This window comes from Streptomyces sp. NRRL B-24572 (genome assembly GCF_002156145.1).
Taxonomy (GTDB): domain Bacteria; phylum Actinomycetota; class Actinomycetes; order Streptomycetales; family Streptomycetaceae; genus Streptomyces; species Streptomyces vietnamensis.
The window spans coordinates 1-25,192 of sequence record NZ_MWIG01000125.1 but is presented as its reverse complement, the minus strand read 5'-3'; the positions used below and the strand labels follow the sequence as shown (position 1 = coordinate 25,192).

The following is a 25,192-nucleotide window of genomic DNA, read 5'->3' as shown; positions in this document are numbered from 1 at the left end:
GTGCTCGACGCCGAGCGCCGCATCCTGGGCTATCTGCACGTCAAGGACGCCCTGGACGCCACCCCGCGCGACCTGCCGTTCCCGGTGTCGGCGCTGCGGCCGATCGCCCGGGTCCGGGCGGCGACGCCGCTCGACGACGTCCTCACCGCGATGCGCCGCAGCCGGACGCACCTGGCGGCCGTGCTCGACGAGGACGGCAAGCCGGCCGGCCTCGTGACGATGGAGGACGTGCTGCGCGAGCTGGTGGGGCGCCCGGCGGCGCCGTGACGCCCCTGAGCGGAGGGCCCCGGGAGCGATCCCGGGGCCCTTCGGCGTGTCAGAGCGCGGTGGCGGCGAGCCAGTCGTCGAGCAGCTCCCGGTCGCCGGTGTGCGTGAAGCGCGGGTCGTCGGCGGCGTACCGGCGGTGCAGGAGGAGCAGCAGCTCGCCGGTGTCGGCCGTGACACCGGCGGCCGGCTCGGCGCCACCGGCGTCACGGCTCCAGGTGAAGCCGCCCCCGCCGAGCACGAGGGTCCGTACGGCGCCCGTGTCGCGGGCGGTGAGCCGGAGGACGGCGCCGTCGCGGCCGAGGTGGGCGAGGGGTTCGGCGATCCAGGGGATGTACGGCGCGTCGGTGAGGAAGTGGTCGATCGCGTCGGCGGCCGTGCGGGGGTCGATCGCCCCGGCGGCGCCGCCGAGGGCGAGCTCGGCGTCGGCGAGGTGGACGACCGCCTCGGCGAGCAGCCGCCGCGGGTAGTACCGGGCGTGCGGGTCCGCCCCCGGCGACCAGACCGGGAGGTCGGGGGCGGTGGTGCGCAGCACCGAGAGCGCGCTCTCGACGCCGGCGGTCAGCCAGTCGGCGTGCGCGGCGGGGTCCGTCGGCAGGTCGAGCGGGAGGTCCCGCACGCGGACGCGGACGGCGGCCCGGGTGCGTACGAGGTGTTCGGCCCAGCGGTGGACCGCACCGAGGTGCCGGGTCAGGTCGGCGAGGGTCCAGCCGGGACAGGTGGGCACCGGGGTCGCGGGATCGGCCTCGCGCACGAGGGCGGCGAAGCGCAGCACGTGCTCGGCGACGGCGTCACAGGCCGCGTCCGGGGAAGCGGTCGGCGGAGTGGTCGCGGACGCCGTCGGCGAGGCGGGCCGGATGCTCTCCGGGGCGCCGAGGCGCCGGGCGCCCTCCGGAGCCGCACCGCGACCGGCGGCGTACGCGTCCTCCGTGAGCCCGAGGCCTTCGGAGACCTTCAGGAGCTCGTCCCGCCGGGGGCCCGCCGACTCCCGCAGCGCGGCCTCGCGGAAGAGCCCGTCGAGGGTGCGGCGGTCGGCGGCACCGAGTCTGCCCAGGGTGTGCCCGGTGTTCTCCAGCCACTTCACGGCCGTGTCGGGATCGAGGTCCTCGTCCTCGGAGGTCTCGACCGCCGTCACCAGTTCCGCCAGCGCCTCGGCCAGCGTGCTCAGGAGCGCGTCGCTCATCGGGTTTCCCCTCCCGGGTTCTCCACGGCACCCCGTGCATACCGCACGGTATGATCACTCCGCCATGGAGATCAATGCCACGTACAACAGTCTCGTCGCCGTCGGGGACAGCTTCACCGAGGGTATGTCGGACCTGAAGCCCGACGGCTCCTACGGGGGCTGGGCGGACGTCCTCGCGGGCCGGCTCGCCGCCCGCTCTCCCGGCTTCCGCTACGCCAACCTGGCGGTGCGCGGCAAGCTCATCGGCCAGATCGTCGACGAGCAAGTCGACCTGGCCGCAGGCATGAAGGCCGATGTGGTGACCCTGGTCGGCGGGCTCAACGACACCCTGCGGCCCAAGGTCGACATGGCCCGCGTGAGGGACCTGCTCACCGAGGCAGTGGAACGCCTCACACCCTCCTGCGGGCAGCTGGTCCTGATGCGCAGCCCCGGCCGCAACGGTCCGGTCATGGAGCGCTTCCGTCCCCGGATGGAGGAGCTGTTCGCCCACATCGACACGCTCGCCGCCCGGCACGGCGCCCTGGTCGTCGACCTGTACGGGGCCCCGTCGCTCGGCGACCCCCGGCTGTGGGACGTGGACCGGCTCCACCTGACGGCCGACGGGCACCGGCGGGTCGCCGAGGCCGTGTGGCAGACGCTCGGCCTGGCGCCCGAGGAGGACTGGCGCACGCCGCTGCCCCCGGCCGTACGGCCCGGCTGGACGAGCCGCCGGATCGCGGACGCCCGCTTCGCCAAGGAGCACCTGGGCCCGTGGATCGGACGGCGCCTCACCGGCCGCTCGTCGGGGGACGGCCGCGCGCCCAAGCGGCCGGAGCTGCTGCCGTACGAGCCTCCGGTCGGCCGCTAGGGTCTGTCCGGCGGCTCAGGGCCGGGCAGGCCCCGGCACGCGCGCGTGAGCCGCGTCCCGTCCTGCGCGTGACCTGGGTCTCGTAGCAAGCTCCACACCGGACCGTGGCGCTGGCCTGCAGAAACCACCAGTAAACTCTGTCCACGTGACTGCTGTGACTGCGAAGCCCCGCATCCCCAACGTTCTGGCCGGCCGCTACGCCTCCGCGGAGCTCGCCGTCCTCTGGTCCCCCGAGCAGAAGGTGAAGCTGGAGCGTCAGCTGTGGCTCGCCGTGCTGCGTGCGCAGAAGGACCTCGGGATCGAGGTTCCGGACGCCGCCCTCGCCGACTACGAGCGCGTTCTCGACCAGGTCGACCTCGGCTCCATCGCCGAGCGCGAGAAGGTCACCCGGCACGACGTGAAGGCCCGGATCGAGGAGTTCAACGCCCTCGCCGGCCACGAGCACGTCCACAAGGGCATGACCTCGCGCGACCTCACCGAGAACGTCGAGCAGCTGCAGATCCGGCTCTCCCTTGAGCTGATGCGGGACCGCACGGTCGCCGTCCTCGCCCGTCTCGGCAAGCTGTCCGCCGAGTACGCGGAGCTGGTCATGGCCGGCCGCTCGCACAACGTCGCCGCCCAGGCGACCACCCTCGGCAAGCGTTTCGCGACGGCGGCGGACGAGCTGCTCGTGGCGTACGCCCGCCTGGAGGAGCTGCTCGGCCGCTACCCGCTGCGCGGCATCAAGGGCCCGGTCGGCACCGCGCAGGACATGCTGGACCTGCTCGGCGGCGACGCCGGCAAGCTCGCCGAGCTCGAGCAGCGGATCGCCGGTCACCTCGGCTTCGCGCACGCCTTCACCTCGGTCGGCCAGGTCTACCCGCGCTCGCTCGACTACGACGTGGTCACCTCGCTGGTGCAGCTGGCCGCCGCCCCGTCCTCGATCGCCAAGACGATCCGTCTGATGGCGGGCCACGAGCTGGTCACCGAGGGCTTCAAGCCCGGCCAGGTCGGCTCCTCGGCGATGCCGCACAAGATGAACACCCGCTCCTGCGAGCGCGTCAACGGCCTCATGGTCATCCTGCGCGGCTACGCCTCGATGACCGGCGAGCTGGCGGGCGACCAGTGGAACGAGGGCGACGTGTCCTGCTCCGTGGTCCGCCGGGTCGCGCTGCCGGACGCGTTCTTCGCGCTCGACGGCCTCCTGGAGACCTTCCTCACCGTGCTCGACGAGTTCGGCGCCTTCCCGGCCGTCGTCGCCCGCGAGCTCGACCGCTACCTGCCGTTCCTGGCGACCACCAAGGTCCTCATGGGCGCGGTGCGCGCCGGCGTGGGCCGCGAGGTCGCCCACGAGGCCATCAAGGAGAACGCCGTCGCCTCCGCCCTCGCCATGCGCGAGCAGGGCACCGTGCAGAACGAGCTCCTCGACAAGCTGGCCGCCGACGAGCGGATCCCGCTGGACCGGGCGCAGCTCGACGAGCTGATGGCGGACAAGCTGTCCTTCACGGGTGCCGCCGCCGACCAGGTCGCGTCGGTGGTCTCCCGTATCGAGGAGATCCTCAAGCAGCACCCGGAGGCCGCCGCCTACACCCCCGGGGCGATCCTCTGACCCGGAGCCCCCGGTTCACCCAGGAGGAGCTGGAGGCCGCCCGCGACCGCGTCGTTCCCGACGTGGTCGCGAGCGGCCTTTCCGTCCTCTTCTGCGGGATCAATCCGGGTCTGATGACGGCGGCGACGGGCCACCACTTCGCCCGGCCGGGCAACCGCTTCTGGCCGGTGCTGCACCTGTCCGGCTTCACGCCGAGGCAGCTGCGCCCGGACGAGCAGGAGGAGCTCCTGACGTACGGGCTCGGGATCACGAACGTGGTGGCGCGGCCGACGGCGCGGGCCGACGAGCTGAGCCGTGAGGAGTACGTGGAGGGCGGGCGCCTCCTCGTCGAGAAGGTGGAGCGGTTCGCGCCGCGCTGGCTCGCGGTCGTCGGCGTCACGGCGTACCGCACGGCCTTCAATGAGCCGAAGGCCGCGATCGGGCCGCAGGAGCGGGTGATCGGTTCCACCCGGGTCTGGGCGCTGCCGAACCCGAGCGGTCTCAACGCGCACTGGACGACGGCGACGATGGCCGAGGAGTTCGCCCGGCTGCGGGCGGCGGCGGAGGCCTGATCAGGGCGGGTCGACCTCGGTGATCACGGCGAGGAGCTCGTACGGCAGCTCCTTGTCGTGCTGGGAGACACCGAGGCCTATCCACCGGCCGTCCACCCGCCACAGCCGCAGGTCCGGCGTATGGCAGCTGAGCGCGGCCCACGGCTCCGGCATCTCCTCGTCGTCGATGAGCCGCTCCAGGACGTACCACAGGCTCAGCGTCCGCGGCGGGCCCCAGCGGACGGTGAGCAGGGCGGCGAGTCCGTCCCGGTCCGCCTCGTACCGCTCCAGGACGAGCAGGCTGCGGTTGTCCTCGTCCTCCCAGAAGTCCTCGCTCGTCGCGAGCGTCCCGATGTGGTGGCCCGGACCGCTGTCGAGGGGTCCGGATGCCTCCGGTCGCGCCGGGAAGGCACGGGTGCGGAGCAGGTCGATCGTCGCCAGGTGCCGTGTCGTGGTCATGGGACCAGTGAAGCGGCCGCCACTGACAGTTGGTGTTCCGTCAGGAGGCGGGGGCGCGGTCCCCGGGTCCGCCGCGGGGGCGGCACTCGCCGCGACCGGGCCCATTGAGTACCATCCGCCGAAGAGGTGCACGAGCTGGGAGGACACACTGTGGGGCGGCTGACCGGCGGGGATCCGTCTCTGCTGCGGCGGATCAACTCCGCGGTGGTGCTCCATGCGCTGCGCGGGGCCGACGCGCACACCTTCACGGATCTGACCCGGATCACGGGCCTGTCGCGGCCCACGGTCGAGGGGGTCGTCGAGGGCCTCATGGAGGGCGGGCTCGTCGTCGAGTCGGCGCCCGAGGAGGGCGAGGCCCGGCGGCAGGGACGTCCGGCGCGGAGGTTCCGCTTCCGTGCGGAGGCCGGTCACCTCCTCGGCATCGAGATCGGTCCGCACCGCGTGGCCGCCCTGCTCTCCGGTCTGGACGGGCGCATCATCGGTGCCGGGTCCCGCGAGGTGTCGGAGACGGCGCCCGCGGACGAGCGTCTGGACCGGGTGCGTACGGTCGTGGCGGACGTGCTGCGCAGGGCCGGGGTCGCCCGGTCCAATCTGCGGGCCGTCGGCGTCGGCACGCCCGGCATCGTGGAGGCCGACGGCACGGTGCGCCTCGGCACGGCGCTGCCCGGCTGGACGGGCCTCGCGCTCGGCGATCGGCTGCGGCGCTCCTTCCGCTGCCCGGTGATCGTGGAGAACGACGCCAACGCGGCGGCGGTCGCCGAGCACTGGAAGGGTGCCGCGACCGATTCCGACGACATCGTCTTCGTCCTGGCCGGCCTGAGCCCCGGCGCCGGTTCGCTGATCGGCGGCCGGCTGCACCGCGGTTTCGGCGGGGCGGCCGGGGAGATCGGCGCCCTGCACCTGCTCGGCCGGGGCGTCACCCCCGAGCACCTGCTCTCGACCACGGACGAGCCGCTGCACCCGCTGGACGAGCAGGCGGTCACCGAGGTCTTCGCGCTGGCCCGCAAGGGCGACGCGCGCGCACAGGCGGCGGTGGAGCGGTTCATCCAGCGGCTGGTGCACGACGTGGGGGCCCTGGTCCTCGCCATCGACCCCGAGCTGGTGGTCATCGGCGGCTGGGCGGCCGGTCTCGACGGGGTGCTCCCGCCGCTCCGCGAGGAGTTGGCGCGGTTCTGCCTGCGGCCGCCCCGGGTGGTGCTGTCCCTGCTCGGCGAGGCCGCGGTCGCCACGGGCGCGCTGCGGCTCGCCCTCGACCACGTCGAGGAGCAGCTCTTCGCCGTCGACGGCACGGTGACGGCCCGCCGCTAGAGCGCCCTGGACGGGGATGCGGTGACGGCCCGCCACTGGAGCAGCGTCCTGGGGGTGCGGTGACGGCCCGCCGCCGGGAGTTGTCTTCCCCGGCGACGGGCCGGTGCCTGAGGAGGCGGGGGTTCTACGAGGCCATGACCAGGTCGACCGAGTCGCCGAAGGTGAGGCGGCAGGTGTCGGCGCGGTAGGTGGCCACGGAGACGGCGGCCGGACGCCCGGCGGAGAGGTAGCGGGTCGTCACGACGAGGACGGGCGCACCCGGCAGCCGGTCGAGCTCCTTGGCGTCTTCGGCGCGGGCCGAACCGAGCTCCACGGAGCGGTCCTGGCCGTCGAGGGCGAGGTGCTGGAGTTCACGGAGCACGGCGCGGGCGCGGGCGGGTCCGGCGGGCGCGTCGATGGCGCTGAGACCCGGGACGGAGCCGGCCGGCACGTAGAGCAACTCGGCTGCGACCGGCTGGCCCTGGCTGATCCGGAGGCGGCGGACGACCTGCACCTGCTCGTCGGTGCCGATCTCCAGGACGCGGGCGACGGCGGCCGGGGCCGCGTCGGCGGCGGAGTCCTGGGGCTGCCAGGCGTCGTCGGCGACTCCGGGCCAGGCGTGCCGGCCGGTGGAGACGTCGACGCCGACGCGCGGCGGGGCGACCGTGGTGCCGACGCCGCGGCGGCGCTGCAGGCGGCCTTCCAGCTCCAGCTGCTCCAGGGCCTGGCGGAGCGTGGCACGGGCGACGCCGAAGCGGGCCGCGAGCTCGCGCTCGTTGGGAAGGATCTCTCCGACGGCGAAGTCCGAGTCGAGCGCTTCGCCGATGACTGTCTTGAGGTGCTGGTACTTCGGTTCCGGTACCGATGCCAGCTGCGTGGTCCCCACCCTGATCCTCCGCAATTCGCCGTGTCCCGCGGCGTTTTTCCGCGCCCTTGTTTATTAAAGGTTCCTGCACTAACTCTGCGACCATAAGGCGAGCCACCCCCTTGGTCAAGACCAATCCTCCGTCGAACGCCCCTGAATGTGACCCTCTGCCCCAGATCGTTCACAGGACGTTCGCGCCCCCGTGAGGCCCGCGCAGCAAAGCGCCCCGCCTCCCGGGAGGGGAGGCGGGGCGAGTTCCGGCCGGGTGGCGTGATCTTCGTCAGGCGTCGGCGAGGCCCCGGAGCTTGTCGGGGTTGCGGATGACGTGGACGCACTGGACGAGTCCGTCGCGCGATTCGAGCTGGAAGACGGTGTCGGGCTTCCCGTCGGCGAGGACGAGCACGGCGGGGGCGCCGTTGAGCTCCAGTGTGCGGAGCTCGTACCCGGTCCAGAAGTCCCGGGCGACGGCGAAGAGGAAGCGGCCGACCTTGTCGGCGCTCTCGATGATCCGCAGCGGCGCCTTGGACTTGCCGCCGCTGTCGCCGACGAGCCGCACGTCCGGGGCGAGGAGCGCGAGGAGCTCGCCGAGATCGCCGCCGGCCGCGGCGGACAGGAAGCGCTCGGTGAGGTCGCGGCGCTCGGCCGGGTCGACGTCGTAGCGCGGCCTGCCCTCGTCGACGTGGCGTCGGGCGCGTCCGGCGAGCTGGCGCACGGCCGCCTCGGAGCGGTCAAGGGCGGTGGCGATCTCCCCGAACGGGAAGTCGAAGGCCTCGCGCAGCACGAAGACGGCCCGCTCCAGCGGGGAGAGGGATTCGAGCACCACGAGGACCGCGAGCGAGACGGAGTCGGCGAGCAGGGCGCGCTCGGCGCTGTCGGGAGCGGCCGGGCCGAAATCGGTGACCACGGGTTCGGGGAGCCAGGGGCCGACGTAGGACTCGCGGCGCGCCTGCGCCTGGCGGAGCCGGTCGATGGCGAGCCGGGTGGTGATCCGTACGAGGAAGGCGCGCGGTTCGCGGACGGCGGCCCGGTCCGCGGCGGTCCAGCGCAGCCAGGCCTCCTGGACGACGTCCTCGGCGTCGGCGGTGCGGCCGAGCATCCGGTAGGCGACGCCGAGGAGCATCGGGCGGTGCTCCTCGAAGAGTTCGGTGAGGGTGTCGGTCGGAACAGCGGTCGGAATGTCGGTGGGCACGCGTCCATCCCAGCCCACGTCGCGAGCCCTGTCCAGTTTCCGGCCCCCGTCTTGAACTCCCGGCTACTGAGCGGTAATTCTTATTGACGGGACGTCTGAAAGCTTTGCCCCCAGGTGTCCAGGAGACGGCGAGGAGCCCGCATGTCCGCACGGATCGCGTTCACGATCGAGACCCCGGCGGGTCCCCGCAGCACGTCCCTGACGTACGAGCGGCGGGGCGCGGGCGAGCCCCTGCTGCTGCTCCACGGCATCGGGCACCACTGGCAGGCCTGGGAACCCGTCCTCGACGTCCTCGCCGCCGAACGCGAGGTGATCGCCGTCGACCTGCCCGGTTTCGGGGCCTCCGAGGGGCTGCCGGAGGGCGTCCCGTACGACCTGTCCACCGTCGTCCCCGTGCTCGGCGCCTTCTGCGAGGCGGTCGGCTTCGAGCGGCCGCACGTCGCGGGGAACTCGCTGGGCGGGCTGCTCGCCCTGGAGCTCGGCCGGGAGAAGCTGGTGCGCTCGGTCACCGCCCTCTCCCCCGCCGGTTTCTGGTCGGAGGGCGAGCGGCGGTACGCCTTCGGGACGCTGCGGGCCATGCGCGGCGCGGCCCTGTCGCTGCCCGTGCCGGTGATCGAGCGCCTCTCGCGTACGGCCGCCGGGCGCACCGTGCTCACCAGCAGCATCTACGCGCGGCCCGGTCGCCGGTCACCCGAGGCCGTCGTCGCCGAGACGCTGGCGCTGCGCGCGGCCACCGGCTTCCACCAGACCCTGGCGGCGGGCCGGACCGCGCTCTTCCGCGACGACGTCCCCGCGGTGCCCGTCACCGTCGCCTGGGGCACCCGCGACCGGCTGCTGCTGCGCCGCCAGGGCATCCGCGCCAAGCACGCCCTGCCCGCCGCGCGCCTGGTCAGACTGCCCGGCTGCGGCCATGTGCCGATGAACGACGACCCGGCTCTGGTCGCGCGCGTGATCCTGGACGGCAGCCGCTGAGTCAGGCCGGGGCTTCCGCGTGAACAGGCCGGTGCCCAGGGCGGCGCCGGCGCCCACGAGGAGGCCGCCGACCGCCTGCGGGAGGCCGAAGACGGCGTCTCCGACCAGCGCGGCGCTCAGCGCGGCGGCGATCGGGATGGCCCCGGTATAGAGAGTGGCCCTCTCCATGCCGACGCGCTGGACGCCCATGTAGAAGAGGACGAATCCGACGACCGTGGCCAGGGCCGCCTGCCAGACCAGCGCGCCCGCCTCCACGGCCGTCGGCATCCGTACGGACCCGGCACCGTCCACGACCAGGCCGACGAGGGCCGCCTCGACCGCGCCGACCCCGCACACGGCGGCCGTCAACAGCTTCGGCCCGAGCAGCCGGAGGACCGGGACGGCGAGGACGGTGAACCCCACCTCGCCCGCGAGCGCCGCCACCGACCAGCCGATCCCCGCCAGGTCCGTACGCCCCCAGCCCTGCACGGTGAAGGCACCGGCGGCGACGAGCAGCGCCCCGTAGAGCACGGCGGGGGCGGGCCTGCGGCCCTCGGTCAGCGGGACCAGGACGGCGACGACGACCGGGGCGCAGCCGACGAGGACGCCGGGGACGGCGGGCTCGGCGGTCCGCTCGGCGGCGAGGACGGCGAGGTTGAAGCCGACCATGCCGACGGCAGCGAGGGCGGCGAGCCGCAGCCAGTGACGGGCGGTCAGCAGCCGCAGCGGGGCGAGCCCGCCACGGCCGAGCAGCGGGAGGAGGAGCAGGCAGGCGGCGGCGTACCGGAGCGCCTGGCCACCCGCGTACGGGTAGGCGCCGAGCAGGCTGTTGGCGGTGAAGGAGGCACCGACGAGGGCGTAGGCGAGGGTCACGAGGAGGACCCCGCGCAGGGCGTTCGCGTTCATGCCTCCGACGCTAGGAGGCCGGGCGGCCCCGGTTGAGGTCCACTTCCGTCACGCCATCGGGGACCACTTCTCGTCGCGTACGGGGCGGGTCCGGGTGCGGAAGGTGCGGCGGTAGGCGTCCGGGGGGACGCCGACGGTGCGGTTGAAGTGGCGGCGGAGGGTGGTGGCCGTGCCCATGCCGGTGGCTTCCGCGATGGCGTCGACGCTGTCGTCGGTGGCCTCCAGGAGCTCCTGGGCGCGGCGGATCCGCTGGGTGAGCAGCCACTGCAGCGGGGTGGTGCCGGTCGCGGCCCGGAAGTGGCGGCCCAGGTGGCGCGAGCTCATCCGTGCCTGGCGGGCCAGGTCCTCCACGGTCAGCGGTCGGTCGAGCCGTTCGACCGCCCAGGGCAGCAGTTCGGTGAGGGGGTGGTCCTCCCGGGTGGGTACGGGGGCGGTGACGAACTGAGCCTGACCGCCGTCCCGGTGCGGGGGCACGACCAGGCGGCGGGCGACCGTGTTGGCGATCGCCGAGCCGTGGTCGAGGCGGACGAGGTGCAGGCAGAGGTCCATCGCGGCGGCCTTGCCGGCGGAGGTGAGCACCGTGCCGTCGTCCACGTAGAGCACGTCGGGGTCGACCTCCACCCGGGGGTACCGCTCGGCCAGGGCCCCGGTGTGCGCCCAGTGCGTGGTGGCGCGCCGGCCGTCGAGGAGGCCGGCGGCGGCCAGGACGAACGCGCCCGTGCACAGGGAGGCCACGCGCGCGCCCGCCTCGTGGGCCGCGCGCACCGCGTCGATCAGTTCGGCGGGCGGCTCCTCGTCGACGTCCGCCCAGCCGGGGACGATCACCGTGTCCGCGTACGGGAGCCGGTCGAGCCCCTGGTCGGGTTCCAGGCGGAACCGCTCCACGCGCGCGGGGCTCGGCCCGCAGACGGTCACGTCGTACCAGGGGACGTCCACCGCGTCCGGTGGGGAGCCGAACACCTCGTACGCGAGGGAGAGTTCGAAGTGCAGCATGCCGTCGGTGACGGCGAGTGCGAGCGTACCCATGTCCGAAATTGTACGGGGCAGGTCGTTCCGGACACTCGCGGCGTCCCCCGACGAGCACCAGGATGGGGGTAGTTGAACATTCGATAACTGGGGACGGCGGGAGAAGTCATGAGTACGGGTCAGACGGTCGCGGTGTTCGGCGCCTACGGGCACACCGGGCGCTTCGTGGTGGCGGAGCTGCTCGAGCGGGGCTTCGTCCCCGTGCCCTCCGGCCGCGACGCCGGCAGACTGCGGGCGCTCGCCGCATCCCACGAGGGAACCCTCGCCACGTCCCACGACGGGCTCGACGTCCGCCCGGCGTCGGTCGACGACCCGGCCTCGCTCGACCGCGCACTGGCCGGCGCGACGGCCGTGATCAACTGCGCCGGACCGTTCGCCGCGACCGGCGCCCCGGTGATCGAGGCCGCCCTGCGCGCCGGGATCCCTTACGTGGACGTGGCGGCCGAGATCGAGGCCAACGCCGACACCTTCGCGCGCTTCACGGACCGGGCCCGCGCCGCCGGAACGGTCGTCGTCCCCGCGATGGCCTTCTACGGCGGCCTCGGCGACCTGCTCGCCACCACGGCGATGGGCGACTGGACGACGGCCGACGAGGTGCACATCGCGTACGGGCTGAGCAGCTGGCACCCCACGGCGGGGACCCTCGCGGCGGGCAGGGTCTCCCGGGAGCGGCGGGGCGGCCGGCACGTCCGCTACACCGGCGGACGCCTCGCGTACCACGACGACGCGCTCTCGGTCCTGGACTGGCCCTTCCCCGCTCCCCTGGGTGTCCGGCCCGTCATCGGCGAGTTCACGATGGCCGACGTCGTGACCGTGCCGAGCCATCTGTCGGTGCCCGAGGTGCGCACGTACATGGCGGTCGACGCGGCCCGGGACCTGTCGGCGCCGGACGCGTCGGCACCGACCCCGGTCGACGAGCGCGGCCGGTCCGCGCAGACCTTCCTCGTGGACGTCGTCGTGCGCTCCGGGGGCGCGGAACGCCGGGCCGTCGCCGTCGGGCAGGACATCTACGCCGTCAGCGCGCCGCTCGCCGTGGAGGCCGTCCACCGCGTCCTCACCGGCCGGACCCGGACGACCGGCGTCGCCTCGGCCGGCGAGATGTTCGACGCGCCCGACTTCCTCCGCGCGCTGTCCGCCCACCTTTCCCTGGACGTGCGGCACTGACCCGCAGGCGACCTCGGCATCATGGGTCCGACCGGGACGGATCGGTGAACTCCCGGGCCGGGACGGCGAGAAGGGCCATGTGACATGGGGAGTCAGGGGCAGGCGGCCTGGGAGCTGCTGCTGCCGGCCGTCGGCGCTCCGGCGCGGCGGCGGGGGCGGGCACTGCAGGAGGCGCTGCGGGAGGCGGTGCGTTCGGGGCGGCTCGCGGCCGGGACGCGGTTGCCGTCGACCCGCGCGCTCGCGACCGACCTCGGCGTCTCGCGGGGCCTGGTGACCGAGGCGTACGAGCAGCTGACGGCCGAGGGGTACCTGCGCAGCGACCGGGGTGCGGGGACCTGGGTGGGCGGCGCGGCCCGGGCGGCCGTGCGCGGGGCCCGTGACCTGGCGCCCGGAACGCCCGGGGTCCGGGTCGACTTCCGCCCGGGGACCCCCGACCTGTCGCTGTTCCCGAGGAGCGCGTGGGCGGCGGCGCAGCGGTCCGTGCTCGCGCGGCTCCCCCACCCGGCGCTCGGCTACCCGGACCCGCGCGGGCTGCCCGAGCTGCGCGAGGCGCTGGCCGCGATGCTGGCGCGGCGGCGCGGCGTGGTGGCCGATCCGGAGCGGCTCGTGGTCTGTTCGGGCGTGGCGCAGGCGTCGACGCTGATGGGTTTCGTCCTCCACGCGCGCGGGATGCGCCGGGTCGGGATCGAGGATCCCGGCAGCCCGGAGCACGGGCGGCTGTTCGCCTCGACCGGCGTGGAGACGGTGTGGCTGCCGCTGGACGAGGAGGGGCTGCGCCCGGGGCCGCTCGCCGACTCCGGGGTGCGGGCGGTGGTCGTGACGCCCTCGCACCAGTTCCCGTCCGGCATCAGCTGGTCGGCGGAGCGCCGGGCCGCGCTCCTCGACTGGGCGCGCGCGGTGGACGGATACGTCCTGGAGGACGACTACGACGGCGACTTCCGCTACGACCGCGCCCCCGTCGGCGCGCTCCAGGGCCTCGACCCCGAACGGGTCGCCTACGCGGGCTCGGTCAGCAAATCGCTGGCCCCGGGGCTGCGCCTCGGCTGGCTGCTCGTCCCGGAGGCGCTGCTCGACGAGGTCGTCGAGCGGAAGCGGACGATGGACCTCGGCAATCCCGTACTCGACCAGGCCGTCCTCGCGGAGTTCGTGACGCGGGGAGGGTACGACCGGCAGCTGCGCCGCTGCCAACGCGCCTACCGGGAGCGGCGGGACGCGCTGCTCGCCGCGCTCGCGGAGCACCTGCCCGGCACCCGGGTGAGCGGCATCGCGGCCGGACTGCACGTCATCGCGCGCGTACCGGCGCGGTTCGGGCCTCCGGAGCGGTTCCTGGCGCGGGCGGCGGGGGCCGGGGTGGCGCTGCGGCCCCTGGAGGAGTACGGCACGGCCCGGCCGGCGGACGGGGACGTACGGCTCGTCATCGGGTACGCGCACGTGGCGCCCTCGGTCATCGACACGGGGATCAGACTGGTGGCGGAGGCGTGCGGGACGGGGTGAGGCGGAGGCTTTGATCCGGGATCCGGGATCCGGGATCCGGGATCCGGGATCCAATGTCTTGGATCCGGGACATTGAATCCAAGCCCCAGACCCCAAGGGCGATCTGTTCACGCGGGGTTCGCGCGGACGCCGCACCCGGCCGTTAGGCATGGGTCGGCGTCCCGGCCGTGCGGTACGGGGCGGCGCACCGTCCACGGCCCGAACGACCGACCCCGGAGGCCCCTTCATGTCCCTTCCCGTGCCCGGCAACTCCCCCTCCCCCGCCCGGCGCAGCGTGCTGCGCGGTTCGCTGGCCGCGTCGGCGGCGCTCACCCTCGGCGGCACCGGCCTCGCCGCGCCGGCGTTCGCGCTGTCGGGCCGGCCCCGGGCCGAGTGGGGTGTGCAGGCGGGTGACGTCACGGCCTCCTCCGGTCTGGTGTGGGTGCGGTCGGACCGGCCGGCGCGGATGCTCGTGGAGACCTCGGCGACCGAGTCCTTCCGGCACGCGCGCCGCCACCTCGGGCCGTTGATCGGCGCGGACACGGACTTCACCGGCACGACCGCCCTGCGCGGCCTTCCGGCGGGCGAGCAGATCCACTACCGGGTCACCCTCGTCGACCCGGACGATCCGCGCCGGACGGGCGAGCCGGTCCTCGGCACCTTCCGTACGGCCCCTGACCGGCGCCGCGACGGGGTGCGGTTCCTGTGGTCCGGGGACATCGCGGGGCAGGGCTGGGGCATCAACCCGGACATCGGGGGCTTCCGCGCGTACGAGGAGATGCGCCGGCTCGACCCGGACTTCTTCCTGTGCAGCGGCGACACGATCTACGCCGACGGGGTCATCCAGCCGAGCGTGACCCTGCCGGACGGGCGGATCTGGCGGAACGTCACGACGCCGGAGAAGGCGAAGGTCGCCGAGACCCTCGACGAGTACCGGGGCAACTTCCGCTACAACCTCCTCGACCACAACGTCCGGGCCTTCAACGCGCAGGTGCCGTCGGTGGTGCAGTGGGACGACCACGAGGTGCGGAACAACTGGTACCCCGGGCAGATCCTGGACGACGCCCGTTACACGGAGAAGGACGTGGACGTCCTCGCGGCCCGCGCCTCGCGCGCGTTCGGCGAGTACTTCCCGGTGTCCACCCTCCACGCGCGCGGTGAGGGGCGCGAGCGGCGGGTGCACCGGGTGGTGCGGTACGGGCCGCTGCTCGACGTGTTCGTGCTCGACATGCGCTCGTACCGGAACGCCAACTCGCCCGGCCGGCAGGCCGACGACACCACCGGCATCCTCGGCGCCGAGCAGCTGGCGTGGCTCAAGCGGGAGTTGGCCGCGTCCCGGGCGGTGTGGAAGGTGCTCGCGGCCGACATGCCGATCGGTCTGGTCGTCCCGGACGGCGCGGCGAACTTCGAGGCGATCGCGCAGGGCGACCCGGGAGCGCCGCTGGGCCGGGAACTCCAGATCGCGGAGCTGCTGCGGTTCGTGAAGCACCGGCGGATCACCGGCACGGTGTGGCTGACGGCGGACGTCCACTACACCTCGGCGCAGCATTACGCGCCGGAGCGGGCGGCCTTCCAGGACTTCGCCCCCTTCTGGGAGTTCGTGTCCGGTCCGCTGGCGGCGGGTGGGTTCCCGGCGAACGCCCTGGACGCGACCTTCGGTCCCGAGCGGGTGTTCGTGCGGGCGCCGGAGCGGGCGAACCTGTCGCCGATGGAGAGCCCGCAGTACTTCGGCGAGGTCGACATCGACGGCCAGAGCGGGGAGCTGACCGTGCGGCTGCGCGCCGAGGGCGGGACGGTGCTGTTCACCAAGGTGCTCCAGCCGGGGCGGGTCGGGCAGTGACCCCTGGTCGGGCGGGCACCGCTGATTGTCAGTGGGGGGTCCTAACGTCGTTCCCGTGACGCGATCCGTACAGGCGCTCGCCTGCCGCCGCCCGTCCGCGCTGGAGTCCACGGACTCCGGCCGGCTGCTCGGGCTGGAGACGGCGGGGCGCGGAGAGCAGGATGGGGGACGGTATGGGGAACGGGACGGACGAGGTCGAGGGCGCGGGGGACGACTCCGGTGTCGGGAGGCTGCTCGCGGCGGTGCGCGCCGGTGAGGCCGGTGACGTACCGGCGCTCCTGGAGCCCCTGGACGCCGCCGAGCGCAAGCTCGCGCTCACCCGGTTGAAGGCGCTGCGCACCGAGGTGCGCGCCGGAAAGTGGGCGACGCCCCCGTACGTGCCGAGCCGCATCCGCAGCGCCCTGTACGTGGCGGGCGCCGGCTGCATCCCGACGCCCTCGGCGGCCGCGAGCTGGCTCGGCGCGCGCGACCTCCAGCTCTGGGAGGAGGACAAGCCCCTGGCCCTCGCGGCGATCGGCGACCGGGACCCGGAGTGGGCGGCGGACCTGGCGGGGCGGCTGGCCGGACGCCGGGCCGTGGCGGAGAGCAGCTACCCGCTGCTCCACGGGCTGGTCGTCCGCTCCGGATACGCCGTTCCCCCGACCGACGGCTACGTCGCCGGGTGGACCTCGCACCTCACCGACGACCGGCTCGTGGAGCGCCTCCGGGAGGACCCGCAGACGCCCACCCTGGTGGCGCACGCCCTTGCGATGGCGGAGCCCCCCGAGCGGCTGACCCGGCCGATCGGTCGCCGGCCGGCGAGGCACTGGCCCTCGGCGCTGCGGACCCTCGTCGAGGAGGGGGTCCTGGACCGCGCCCAGGTCCTGGACCTGTGTGTGTCCCGGCTGCTGCGCGGCGGCCCCGTCCGGAACCTACGGCTCCCGCTGGAGACGGTGCAGCTGCTCGCACCGGACGCGGAGGAGCTGCGGCAGCGGATCCCCGACTGGGTCGGGATCGCGGCCGACGCGCCGTCGATCGTCGCCGGGTACGCCCAGGACGTCCTGGTGGAGCTCGCCTCTGCGGGGGCGGTGCCGGTCGGGGCGCTGGCCGAGATGACGTCCGGGGTTCTCTTCCGTACCGAGAAGAAGCTGGTACGGGCCCAGTTGGCGCTGGTCGGCAAGGTACTCGCCCGCGAGCCGGGCGCGGCCGGGGAGCTGTTGCCCGCCGTGACGGAGGCCTTCGGGAACGAGGACACCGACGTGCAGGAGCGGGCCCTCAAGCTGGTCGCCCGCCATCTGCCGGACGTGGACGCGGAGGTGCGCCGCGGGCTGGCCGAGGCCGCCGGTCTCCTCGGTCCGACGCACCGGCGGGCGGCCGAGGAGCTGTTCGGCGCGGACCTGGAGGAGGGGGCGGCCCTTCCGTACGAGGAGATCCTGCCTCCCGTGCCCGAGGCGCAGCTGGTCGCGCCCCCGGCGACGACCGTCGAGGAGCTGGTGTCGGAGCTGGTGGTGGAGCGGCTCTCGGAGGAGCCCGTGGCGTTCGAGCGGGCACTCGACGGCCTGGTGCGGCATGCGCACCGGGACCGGGCGGCCGTGGCGGAGGCGGTGCGGGAGGCTTTCCCCTCGCCTCGGTGGGAGCAGCGGGCCCACTGCTTCACGCACACCGCCCACGGGATCCACGGGGTGCTCGCGGGGGTCCTCGGTCTGCTGGACCCGACGCTCGTCGATGTCCGTCGAACCAAGGGGCACGGTGCGGACATCTGCCTCCACCAGGCCCTGTCGGGGGTCCTCGACGCCCGGCTGCGGGAGGCCGCCGACCTCGTCGGCACGGACGCGCTGCCGTTCCTCCTCGCCACGCCTACCTGGCACACCGGGGCCATCGACCCGCTGGTCCTGGTGGGGCGGCTGCGGGAGTACCGGGACGCGGGCGTCGAGCCCGCTCCGGTCGATTTCGCGCAGGCCCTGCTCCGGGTGCCGCGGGCCGACCCGTCGGCGGGGCGGGCGGCGAAGGAGGCGGCGGCGCTCGGCACCGCGGCCGGCCGGCGGCTCGCCGCCTGGCTGGGAGAAGAGGCGGCCGTGGGGCCGACCGTGCGGTTCCTCCCGCGGGACGAGGACAAGACCCTGCGGAGGTACCACCTGTTCGACCGGCTCGTGGTCGACCTCGGCGAGCGCCCGGTGGTGCGGGCGGAGTTCCCGCCCGCCTTCCAGTGGCTCGGTGGCGCCCTGGAGGCGGCTTCCCGCCGTTGCCACCACTGGGTGGAGGGCCGGGCGCAGTGGGCTCCGGTGCTGCCGGCCGACCGTGAGCTGCTCGCGGCCTGCCTCCTGCCGGCGCTCGCGCACTCCGCCGAGGCGGACGCGCGCGGCGCGACGGAACCGCTGACCGCGCTGGCCGAGGCCGACGGTCCGGTGGGCCGGGCGGTCCTGCTGGCCCTGGCGTACGGTCTCGGCTGCGTGGACACGGACGACCGGCTGCGCGCGGTGGACGCCGTGCTCGTCCTGGCGTCGCGGGGCGAGCTGGACGCCCGGCGGCTGGGCACGGAGCTGGCGTGGCTGGTCGCGGAGGGCTCGGTCAAGCCGAACCGGCTGGCGGACGCGGCCCGGACGGCGGCCGCCACGGGGGCGTACGGGACGGTCTGGGCGATCCTCGCGGCGATGCTTCCCGATCTCCTCGGGGCGGCGAAGCCGATACGGGGGCTCGGCGAGGTCCTCGCGGTCGCCGCCGACTGCGTGGAGCGGTCCGGGGCCGGCGGCGAGGTCGCCGGGCTCGACGCGCTCGCCTCGGGACGGGGTTCCTCGCAGCTGGTGGTGCAGGCCAAGCGGCTGCTGAACGCACTCCACCAGGGGGCCGATCAACCTCTGACAGAAACGTTCCGAATCGGTCGTTAAGCCTCCAGATCGGCGCTTAACCCGTCAGTCACAAAGCGTTCGTGATCACGCAACACCACTGGGTCACAGTGAAGCCATGACCGATGTGACGTCTTCGAAGAGCGCCCGCCGTCCGCACCACTGGCGGCACGACCTGATCGAGCTCGCCGCCATGTTCACCGCCGTGGTGGTGGCCGACACGATCGCCAAGACCATCGCCAAGGGCCCCGACGGCCCCTACCTCCTGGCCTTCTCGGCGATCGCGCTGGTCGCCACCGCCGCGTTCCACACCTGGTGGGCGCGGCGGCACAGTCATGCCAGCCATGCCCCACCCGCCGGTGGCACGGGCGGGCGCCCCACCCCCGAGCCGCCGGCAGGGGACGATCAGAACGGAAAGGAGACGGAGGAGGAGTCCGGGCCGCCCGCCGAGACGACGCTGTGGCGGATGCGGACCACCGTCGCGGACACCCCCGGCAGCCTCGCCGCACTGTGCACGGTCCTCGCCCGGCTGGGCGTGGACATCCTCACCCTCCAGACCCACCCGCTCGGCGACGGCACGGTCGACGAGTTCCTGCTGCGCGCCCCCGTCGACCTCTCCGCGCAGACCCTCGCCCGCGAGACGGCGGCCGCCGGCGGCCGCGACACCTGGACCGAGCGGGCCGACGCCCACGACCTGGTGGACACCCCCACCCGGGTCCTCGGCCTGGCCACCCGCACCGCGCTCGACGCGGCCGAACTGCCGCTCGCGCTGCGCCAGCTCCTCGGCCGCTGCACCCTCCACTCCGTGCCGGCCGTCTCGCTCACCGGCCGCCCCACCGGCGAACAGCCCCCGGTCGAAGGGGTCCTGGAGGAGACCGTGATGCGGCTGCGCGACCCGCACGGCGGCACCCTCATCATCGAGCGGCCCCATCTGCCCTTCACCCCGACCGAGTTCGCCCGGGCCCGTGCCCTCGTCGAGCTCGACGCCCGGCTCGGTCCCCGCGTCCCGCGCAGCCAGGACGTGCTGACGCTGCCCGAGGGCAACGAGATCACCGTCCGCCGTGCCGACCGGCGCGACCTGGCCGCCGCGCGCGCCATGCACGACCGCTGCTCGGCCCGCACCCTCGGCCTGCGGTACCACGGCCCGGTCGGCGACGCCGACCGCTACCTCGACCACCTGCTCAGCCCCCGCTTCGGGCGCACCCTCGCCGTGCAGACGGCCTCCGGCCGCCTCGTCGCCCTCGGTCACCTGCTGTGGGACGGCGACGAGACGGAGGTCGCCCTCCTCGTCGAGGACGACTGGCAGCGGCGCGGCATCGGCTCCGAGCTCCTCGGCCGCCTCGTGGCGATGGCCGAGGAGACCGGCTGCGACAGCGTGTACGCCGTGACGCAGTCCTCCAACACGGGGATGGTGGCCGCGATGCGGGCGCTGAACCTGCCCCTCGACTACCAGATCGAGGAGGGCACCCTGGTGATCACCGCCCGGCTGGCCCCGGCACCGCGACCGGCCGCCCGTCCGCAGCAGGAGCAGTCGCACGGAGGGGCCCGGCGGGCGGAGCGCTGAGCGCCTGGGTCAGGTCGCGCCACAGGTCCTCGACGTCCTCCAGGCCGACCGACATCCGCAGGAGCCGGTCGCTGACGCCCGCCGAGCGCCGGTCTCCCTCGGCCACGATGCGGTGGCTGATGGAGGCCGGGTGCTGGATGAGGGTGTCGACGCTGCCGAGACTGACCGCGGGGGTGATCAGGCGCACCCCGGCGATGACGTCGTGCGGGTCCCCGTACACCTCGAAGGCGATCATCGCGCCGCCGATCCGCGGGTAGTGGACGCGGGCGATCCGGGGGTCGGTGGCGAGCCGCCGTACGAGCTCCGCCGCCGACGAGGACGCCGCCCTGACCCGTACCGGGAGGGTGGAGAGACCGCGGAGCAGCAGGTATCCGGCGAGCGGGTGGAGCACCCCGCCGGTGGCGAAGCGGACCTGACGGAGCGTACGGGCGAACTCCTCGTCGCAGGCGACGACCCCGCCCATGACGTCGCCGTGGCCGCCGAGGTACTTGGTGGCGCTGTGCAGCACGATGCGGGCGCCCTGCCCGACGGGGCGCTGGAGCACCGGCGTGGCGAAGGTGTTGTCGACGAGCAGCGGGACGGAGCCGCAGGAGTGGGCGATGGCCCGGATGTCGGCCTCGGCGAGGGTCGGGTTGGCGGGCGACTCGACCATGACGAGGCCGGTGTCGGGCCGGATCGCGTCGGCGATGCCCGCCGGGTCGGTCCAGGTCACCTCGGTGCCGAGCAGCCCGGCGTCCAGGAGGTGGTCGCTGCAGCCGTACAGCGGGCGGACCGCGACGACGTGCTTCAGGCCCTGGCTCGCCCGGGCGAGGAGCACGGCGGTGAGGGCGGCCATGCCGCTGGCGAAGGCGACGGCGGCCTCGGCGCCCTCCAGGCGGGCGAGGGCCTCCTCGAAACGGGCCACGGTCGGGTTGTCGAGCCGGGCGTAGACGGGCGGCCCGTCCAGCCGGGCGCCCGTGGTGGCGAACTCGTCGATCCGGGCGGCCTCGGCCCGGGCGTCGTACGAGGGGTAAGTGGTGGACAGGTCGATCGGCGGGGCGTGCAGCCCGAGTCCGGCGAGGTCTTCGCGGCCGGCGTGCACGGCTTCGGTGGCGAGGGCCCTCGGGGTGTCCGAGAGGCCGTGATCCATGGCGTCCATGGCGGCACTGTGAACGGATACCGGGAAGTAGCGGGAAATCGCCGTGCTACGTTCGGCCGATGGCCGATTCTGTCGTACTGGACGCGGTCGATCTGCACATTCTTCGCCTCCTGCAGAACGACGCCCGGAGCACCTACCGCGAACTCGCCGCCGAGGTCGGCGTCGCACCCTCCACCTGCCTCGACCGAGTGGCCCGGCTGCGCCGCACGGGCGTGATCCTCGGGCACCGACTACGACTGGATCCGGCCAAACTCGGACGTGGGCTCGAAGCGCTGCTTCTCGTCCAGGTCCGCCCCCACAGGCGCGAACTGATCGGTCCGTTCGTCGACCGGATCCGGGCCCTCCCCGAGTCCCGGGCGCTGTTCCACCTCACGGGCCCCGACGACTACCTGGTGCACGTGGCCGTCGCCGACCCCGCCGACCTGCAACGTCTCGTCCTCGACGAGTTCACCTCGCGCCGCGAGGTGGCCCGCGTCGAGACCCGGCTGATCTTCCAGCAGTGGGAGTGCGGCCCCCTCCTGCCGCCCTCCCCCGGCCCTTCCTTGTCAGCCGACTGAGGCCGGACGAGGGTGACGCGGGCCCTCCGGAGGCGTCAGGATGACCCCCATGCCAGACACTTCCAGCAGCCCGCTGCCCCGCCAGGTCGCCGACGACTACGTCGACGCACTCATCGCCCTCGACCCGATCACCGGTACGTTCCTGGGAGTCAAGGAGAGCGCCGGACGGCTGCCGGACTTCTCGCCCGCCTGGCAGCGGACGGTGGCCGAACTCGCCCGCCGCACCCTCGCCCGGCTCGACGACGCCGAGCGGACCCCGGGCGCGGACGCCGACGCCGAGCGGCGCTGCGCCCGGCTGCTGCGGGAGCGGCTGACGGCGGAACTCGCCGTGTACGAGGCCGAGGAGAGCCTCTGCATGGTCAGCAACATGCGCTCGCCCGCGCACAGCGTCCGCATGGTCTTCACCGTGATGCCGACGGAGACCGAGGAGGACTGGACGGCGGTCGCCGCCCGGCTGCGCGCGGTCCCGGCCGCGCTCGACGGTTACCGCACCTCGCTCGCGCTGGGCCTGGAGCGCAAGCTCTTCGGCGGGCCGCGTCCCACCGCCACCTTCGTCGGGCAGCTCACCGAGTGGGCGGGCGGCGACGGCGGGAAGCCGGGCTGGTTCGAGGAGTTCGCCGCCGCCGGCCCCGACACCCTGCCCGCAAAGCTCAAGGACGAGCTCGCGGCGGCGGCCGGGGGCGCCACCGCGGCCGTCGCGGCCCTGCGGGACTGGATGCGGGACGTGTACGCCCCTGCCGTCGCCGACGCCCCGAACACGGTCGGCCGTGAGCGCTACCAGCGCTGGACCCGCTTCTTCAACGGCACCGACCTGGACCTCGACCAGGCGTACGCGTACGGCTGGGCCGAGTACCACCGGCTCCTCGGCGAGATGCGGACCGAGGCCGAGCGGATCCTTCCGGGCGCGGGCCCCTGGGAGGCGCTCGCCCACCTCGACGAGCACGGCACCCACATCGAGGGCGTCGAGGAGGTCCGGGTCTGGCTCCAGGAGCTCATGGACGAGGCCATCGAGGCGCTCGACGGCACCCACTTCGAACTCGCCGAGCGGGTACGGCGGGTGGAGTCCCGGATCGCCCCGCCGGGCGGCGCCGCGGCCCCGTACTACACCGGCCCGTCCGAGGACTTCTCGCGCCCCGGCCGCACCTGGCTGCCGGTGGACGGCACGACCCGCTTCCCGGTGTACGACCTGGTGTCGACCTGGTACCACGAGGGCGTGCCCGGCCACCACCTCCAGCTCGCGCAGTGGGTGCACGTCGCCGACCGGCTCTCCCGCTACCAGGCGACCATCGGCAAGGTCAGCGCGAACTCGGAGGGCTGGGCGCTGTACGCGGAGCGCCTCATGGACGAACTCGGCTTCCTGCCCGACGCGGAGCGGCGCCTCGGCTACCTCGACGGCCAGATGATGCGCGCGTGCCGGGTGATCGTGGACATCGGCATGCACCTCGGTCTCGAGATCCCCGCGGAGTCGCCCTTCCACCCGGGCGAGCGGTGGACCCCGGAGCTCGCCCAGGAGTTCTTCCAGCTGCACAGCAGCCGCCCGCCGTCGTTCGTGGAGAGCGAGATGACCCGCTACCTGTCGATGCCGGGCCAGGCCATCGGCTACAAGCTGGGCGAGCGCGCCTGGCTGCTCGGCCGCGCCAACGCGCGGGCCGCGCACGGCGAGGCCTTCGACGCGAAGGCCTGGCACATGGCGGCGCTCTCCCTGGGTCCGCTGGGTCTGGACGACCTGGTGGACGAGATCTCCCGGCTCTGAGCGTCTCCGATGGCGGGAATCCCCGGTCGCTCACTTGATCGACCGGGGATTCCCCTGCACGCTCTCCCTCATGAGCAGTGAATACACTCCGGACGCCACCGACTGGCGGATCCTCGAAGCCCTCCAGTCCGAGGGGCGCGCCAGCTTCGCCGAGCTCGCCCGCGCGGTGTCGATGTCGCCGTCCGCGGTGACCGAGCGGGTACGGCGCCTGGAGGACGCCGGGGTGATCACCGGGTACACGGCGATCGTCGACCAGGACCGGCTCGGCCTGCCCATCCTCGCGTTCGTACGGCTTCGCTACCCGCACGGCAACTACAAGCCGTTCCACGACCTGATCGACACCACGCCCGAGGTCCTCGAAGCCCACCACGTGACCGGCGACGACTGCTTCGTCCTCAAGGTCGCCGCCCGCTCCATGAAGCACCTGGAGGGGATCACGGGGAAGATCGCCACGCTCGGGGCCGTGACCACCAGCATCGTCTACTCCTCGCCCCTGCCGAGGCGTTCCCTCAGCCGCTGAGCGCGTCGCCTCGGCCGCTGAGCGCGTCAGCGCGTCGCCTCAACCGGAAAGCGCGTCCCCTCCGGTGCGCAGCCGGACCGCCGAGCCCTGTCGTGCCTTGACGACCTCCAGCTGGGCCGGGATCCGGCGGCGGAGGTCGCCGACGTGGCTGACGATGCCGACGCTGCGGTCCCGTTCGCGCAGCGAGTCGAGGACGTCGAGGACCTCGTCGAGGGTCTGCTCGTCGAGGCTTCCGAAGCCCTCGTCGATGAAGAGGGTGTCGAGCCGGACCCCGCCGGCCTCGTCGGTGACGACGTCGGCGAGGCCGAGGGCGAGCGCGAGCGAGGCGAAGAAGGTCTCGCCGCCGGAGAGCGTGGCCGTGTCGCGCTCGTTGCCGGTCCAGGCGTCGACGACGTGCAGTCCGAGGCCGGCCCGCCTGCCGCCGGAGCGCGCGTCGGAGTGGACGAGGGTGTAGCGGCCCGACGACATGCGCTGGAGGCGGGCGCTCGCGGCCGCCGCGACCTGTTCGAGCCGGGCGGCGAGCACGTACGACTCCAGGCGCATCCGGCGCTCGTTCTCCGCGGAGGTGCCGGCGGTGAGGGCGGCGAGGCGTGCCACCCGGTCGTACTCCTCGCGCAGCGGCCCCAGGCGGCGGACCTCGGTGACGGCCTGCCGGGAGAGTCCGGCGAGTCCGGCGGCCCGCTCGCGGGCGGCGGCCAGGGCGGAGTCGGCCTCGCGGAGCGCGCGCTGCGCCGCCGCGTGGGCGGTCTCGGCGGCGGCTGGGTCGGCGGGCGGCAGGGCGGCGGCCTCGGCCGTGCCGGGCTCTGCGAGCCGGTCCGCGACGGCGGCGGCCTCGGCCTGCCAGGCGTCCACGCGCCGCTGGAGGTCGCGTCGTTCGGCCTCGCCGAGGAGGGCGGCGGCGGCCTCGGTCGGGGTGGCGAAGCCCGCCCGGTAGGCGGCGTCGGCGAGCCGGTCGTCGGCCTCCTTGAGGCGCTGGGCGGCGAGTTCGGCGGTGCGTACGGTTTCGGCGGCATCGACCAGGAGGGCGACGCGCCGCTCCAGGAGGGTGGCGTGTTCGGTCACGCTGGCGAACGCGCCGCGCCCCCGGGCGAGTTCCTCGTCGAGCGTGGACTGCTCCCGCTCCAGGGCCTCCCGGCGCGAGGTCCGCGCGGCGACCCGCCGTTCGGCCTCCCGCTGCGCGCCGACCCGCTCCTCGTACTCCCGCTCGGCCCGCGCGAGCGCCTCCCGCGCGCTGTGCGTCTGTCCGGCGAGCGCGTGCGCCTCGGC

Annotated in this window: 21 protein-coding genes and 1 pseudogene; 14 read left to right on the top strand and 8 right to left on the bottom strand. The window is 74.3% G+C overall.

Annotated features, from left to right (window positions below; genetic code table 11):
• On the top strand, positions 1 to 267 hold a 267-nt coding region (locus CCN56_RS08295), incomplete at its 5' end, for a CBS domain-containing protein (RefSeq protein ID WP_143664461.1).
• A gap of 49 nt (positions 268 to 316) precedes the next feature.
• Here the strand turns inward: CCN56_RS08295 and CCN56_RS08290 are convergent.
• Positions 317 to 1,447 carry a maleylpyruvate isomerase N-terminal domain-containing protein gene (locus tag CCN56_RS08290; protein ID WP_086825071.1) on the bottom strand — a complete coding sequence of 377 codons (1,131 nt, stop codon included), beginning with the start codon at positions 1,445 to 1,447 and terminating at the stop codon, positions 317 to 319.
• Between the two features lie 64 nt (positions 1,448 to 1,511).
• Between CCN56_RS08290 and CCN56_RS08285 the strand changes: the two genes are divergently transcribed.
• The 3 genes from CCN56_RS08285 (at position 1,512) to mug (ending at position 4,433) form a co-directional block, all read left to right on the top strand.
• Positions 1,512 to 2,294 carry an SGNH/GDSL hydrolase family protein gene (locus tag CCN56_RS08285; protein WP_086825069.1) on the top strand — a complete coding sequence of 261 codons (783 nt, stop codon included), beginning with the start codon at positions 1,512 to 1,514 and terminating at the stop codon, positions 2,292 to 2,294.
• Between the two features lie 145 nt (positions 2,295 to 2,439).
• Entirely contained in the window at positions 2,440 to 3,882 is a 1,443-nt protein-coding gene (gene purB / locus CCN56_RS08280) for an adenylosuccinate lyase (protein ID WP_179199748.1), read from the top strand.
• A gap of 62 nt (positions 3,883 to 3,944) precedes the next feature.
• Entirely contained in the window at positions 3,945 to 4,433 is a 489-nt protein-coding gene (mug, locus tag CCN56_RS08275) for a G/U mismatch-specific DNA glycosylase (protein WP_086825065.1), read from the top strand.
• Here mug and CCN56_RS08270 read toward each other — a convergent pair whose 3' ends face one another.
• Complete coding sequence (locus CCN56_RS08270) at positions 4,434 to 4,871, bottom strand: hypothetical protein (protein ID WP_086825063.1); 438 nt, start codon at positions 4,869 to 4,871, stop codon at positions 4,434 to 4,436. It lies immediately after the preceding gene.
• 150 nt (positions 4,872 to 5,021) lie between these two features.
• Here CCN56_RS08270 and CCN56_RS08265 point away from each other — a divergent pair, with 150 nt between their 5' ends.
• On the top strand, positions 5,022 to 6,179 hold the full coding sequence (locus CCN56_RS08265; protein ID WP_041128069.1) for an ROK family transcriptional regulator: 1,158 nt from the start codon (positions 5,022 to 5,024) through the stop codon (positions 6,177 to 6,179).
• Positions 6,180 to 6,303: 124 nt separating this feature from the next.
• Here the strand turns inward: CCN56_RS08265 and CCN56_RS08260 are convergent, their stop codons facing one another.
• On the bottom strand, positions 6,304 to 7,044 hold the full coding sequence (locus tag CCN56_RS08260) for a GntR family transcriptional regulator (RefSeq protein ID WP_086825061.1): 741 nt from the start codon (positions 7,042 to 7,044) through the stop codon (positions 6,304 to 6,306).
• A gap of 259 nt (positions 7,045 to 7,303) precedes the next feature.
• Entirely contained in the window at positions 7,304 to 8,212 is a 909-nt protein-coding gene (locus CCN56_RS08255) for an RNA polymerase sigma-70 factor (RefSeq protein WP_256961854.1), read from the bottom strand.
• Positions 8,213 to 8,353: 141 nt separating this feature from the next.
• Between CCN56_RS08255 and CCN56_RS08250 the strand changes: the two genes are divergently transcribed.
• Positions 8,354 to 9,184 (top strand): alpha/beta fold hydrolase, encoded by an 831-nt coding sequence (locus CCN56_RS08250; protein ID WP_086825057.1) that lies wholly within the window; start codon positions 8,354 to 8,356, stop codon positions 9,182 to 9,184.
• A 480-nt stretch (positions 9,185 to 9,664) separates the two neighbouring features.
• On the opposite strand, the pseudogene CCN56_RS44330 reads toward CCN56_RS08250, so the two are convergent.
• Positions 9,665 to 10,069: pseudogene (locus CCN56_RS44330) on the bottom strand (EamA family transporter); the annotation flags it as partial.
• Positions 10,070 to 10,117: 48 nt separating this feature from the next.
• Complete coding sequence (locus tag CCN56_RS08240; protein WP_086825055.1) at positions 10,118 to 11,095, bottom strand: helix-turn-helix domain-containing protein; 978 nt, start codon at positions 11,093 to 11,095, stop codon at positions 10,118 to 10,120.
• A 108-nt stretch (positions 11,096 to 11,203) separates the two neighbouring features.
• Between CCN56_RS08240 and CCN56_RS08235 the strand changes: the two genes are divergently transcribed.
• The 5 genes from CCN56_RS08235 to CCN56_RS08210 all read left to right on the top strand — a co-directional run bounded on the left by CCN56_RS08235 (position 11,204) and on the right by CCN56_RS08210 (position 19,958).
• Positions 11,204 to 12,259 (top strand): trans-acting enoyl reductase family protein, encoded by a 1,056-nt coding sequence (locus tag CCN56_RS08235; protein WP_086825053.1) that lies wholly within the window; start codon positions 11,204 to 11,206, stop codon positions 12,257 to 12,259.
• Positions 12,260 to 12,343: 84 nt separating this feature from the next.
• On the top strand, positions 12,344 to 13,753 hold the full coding sequence (locus CCN56_RS08230; RefSeq protein ID WP_086825051.1) for a PLP-dependent aminotransferase family protein: 1,410 nt from the start codon (positions 12,344 to 12,346) through the stop codon (positions 13,751 to 13,753).
• A gap of 226 nt (positions 13,754 to 13,979) precedes the next feature.
• Entirely contained in the window at positions 13,980 to 15,572 is a 1,593-nt protein-coding gene (locus CCN56_RS08225) for an alkaline phosphatase (RefSeq protein WP_086825049.1), read from the top strand.
• 173 nt (positions 15,573 to 15,745) lie between these two features.
• The gene (locus CCN56_RS08215) at positions 15,746 to 18,436 is read left to right on the top strand and encodes a DUF6493 family protein (RefSeq protein WP_179199747.1); all 2,691 of its coding nucleotides are present in this window, start codon (positions 15,746 to 15,748) and stop codon (positions 18,434 to 18,436) included.
• A 76-nt stretch (positions 18,437 to 18,512) separates the two neighbouring features.
• Positions 18,513 to 19,958 carry a GNAT family N-acetyltransferase gene (locus tag CCN56_RS08210; RefSeq protein ID WP_086825044.1) on the top strand — a complete coding sequence of 482 codons (1,446 nt, stop codon included), beginning with the start codon at positions 18,513 to 18,515 and terminating at the stop codon, positions 19,956 to 19,958.
• Here the strand turns inward: CCN56_RS08210 and CCN56_RS08205 are convergent.
• Positions 19,870 to 21,096, bottom strand: coding sequence for a PLP-dependent aspartate aminotransferase family protein (locus CCN56_RS08205; RefSeq protein ID WP_086825042.1), 1,227 nt, complete (start codon positions 21,094 to 21,096; stop codon positions 19,870 to 19,872). The genes CCN56_RS08210 and CCN56_RS08205 overlap by 89 nt on opposite strands.
• Before the next feature lie 59 nt (positions 21,097 to 21,155).
• Here CCN56_RS08205 and CCN56_RS08200 point away from each other — a divergent pair, with 59 nt between their 5' ends.
• The 3 genes from CCN56_RS08200 (at position 21,156) to CCN56_RS08190 (ending at position 23,926) form a co-directional block, all read left to right on the top strand.
• Entirely contained in the window at positions 21,156 to 21,653 is a 498-nt protein-coding gene (locus CCN56_RS08200; RefSeq protein ID WP_086825040.1) for an Lrp/AsnC family transcriptional regulator, read from the top strand.
• A gap of 49 nt (positions 21,654 to 21,702) precedes the next feature.
• Complete coding sequence (locus tag CCN56_RS08195) at positions 21,703 to 23,406, top strand: DUF885 domain-containing protein (protein ID WP_179199746.1); 1,704 nt, start codon at positions 21,703 to 21,705, stop codon at positions 23,404 to 23,406.
• 70 nt (positions 23,407 to 23,476) lie between these two features.
• Positions 23,477 to 23,926 (top strand): Lrp/AsnC family transcriptional regulator, encoded by a 450-nt coding sequence (locus CCN56_RS08190; RefSeq protein ID WP_041133633.1) that lies wholly within the window; start codon positions 23,477 to 23,479, stop codon positions 23,924 to 23,926.
• Positions 23,927 to 23,965: 39 nt separating this feature from the next.
• On the opposite strand, the gene CCN56_RS08185 is transcribed toward CCN56_RS08190, so the two are convergent.
• The coding region (locus CCN56_RS08185) for an SbcC/MukB-like Walker B domain-containing protein (RefSeq protein WP_306300591.1) at positions 23,966 to 25,192 on the bottom strand (1,227 nt) is incomplete at its 5' end.

Bases quoted from the DNA above. Each gene is read 5' to 3' on its own strand.
- CCN56_RS08290 (WP_086825071.1), bottom strand. From the start codon at position 1,447: ATGAGCGACGCGCTCCTGAGCACGCTGGCCGAGGCGCTGGCGGAACTG.
- CCN56_RS08285 (WP_086825069.1), top strand. From the start codon at position 1,512: ATGGAGATCAATGCCACGTACAACAGTCTCGTCGCCGTCGGGGACAGC.
- CCN56_RS08270 (WP_086825063.1), bottom strand. From the start codon at position 4,871: ATGACCACGACACGGCACCTGGCGACGATCGACCTGCTCCGCACCCGT.
- CCN56_RS08250 (WP_086825057.1), top strand. From the start codon at position 8,354: ATGTCCGCACGGATCGCGTTCACGATCGAGACCCCGGCGGGTCCCCGC.
- CCN56_RS08240 (WP_086825055.1), bottom strand. From the start codon at position 11,095: ATGGGTACGCTCGCACTCGCCGTCACCGACGGCATGCTGCACTTCGAA.
- CCN56_RS08235 (WP_086825053.1), top strand. From the start codon at position 11,204: ATGAGTACGGGTCAGACGGTCGCGGTGTTCGGCGCCTACGGGCACACC.
- CCN56_RS08230 (WP_086825051.1), top strand. From the start codon at position 12,344: ATGGGGAGTCAGGGGCAGGCGGCCTGGGAGCTGCTGCTGCCGGCCGTC.
- CCN56_RS08225 (WP_086825049.1), top strand. From the start codon at position 13,980: ATGTCCCTTCCCGTGCCCGGCAACTCCCCCTCCCCCGCCCGGCGCAGC.
- CCN56_RS08215 (WP_179199747.1), top strand. From the start codon at position 15,746: ATGGGGAACGGGACGGACGAGGTCGAGGGCGCGGGGGACGACTCCGGT.
- CCN56_RS08210 (WP_086825044.1), top strand. From the start codon at position 18,513: ATGACCGATGTGACGTCTTCGAAGAGCGCCCGCCGTCCGCACCACTGG.
- CCN56_RS08205 (WP_086825042.1), bottom strand. From the start codon at position 21,096: ATGGACGCCATGGATCACGGCCTCTCGGACACCCCGAGGGCCCTCGCC.
- CCN56_RS08200 (WP_086825040.1), top strand. From the start codon at position 21,156: ATGGCCGATTCTGTCGTACTGGACGCGGTCGATCTGCACATTCTTCGC.
- CCN56_RS08195 (WP_179199746.1), top strand. From the start codon at position 21,703: ATGCCAGACACTTCCAGCAGCCCGCTGCCCCGCCAGGTCGCCGACGAC.
- CCN56_RS08190 (WP_041133633.1), top strand. From the start codon at position 23,477: ATGAGCAGTGAATACACTCCGGACGCCACCGACTGGCGGATCCTCGAA.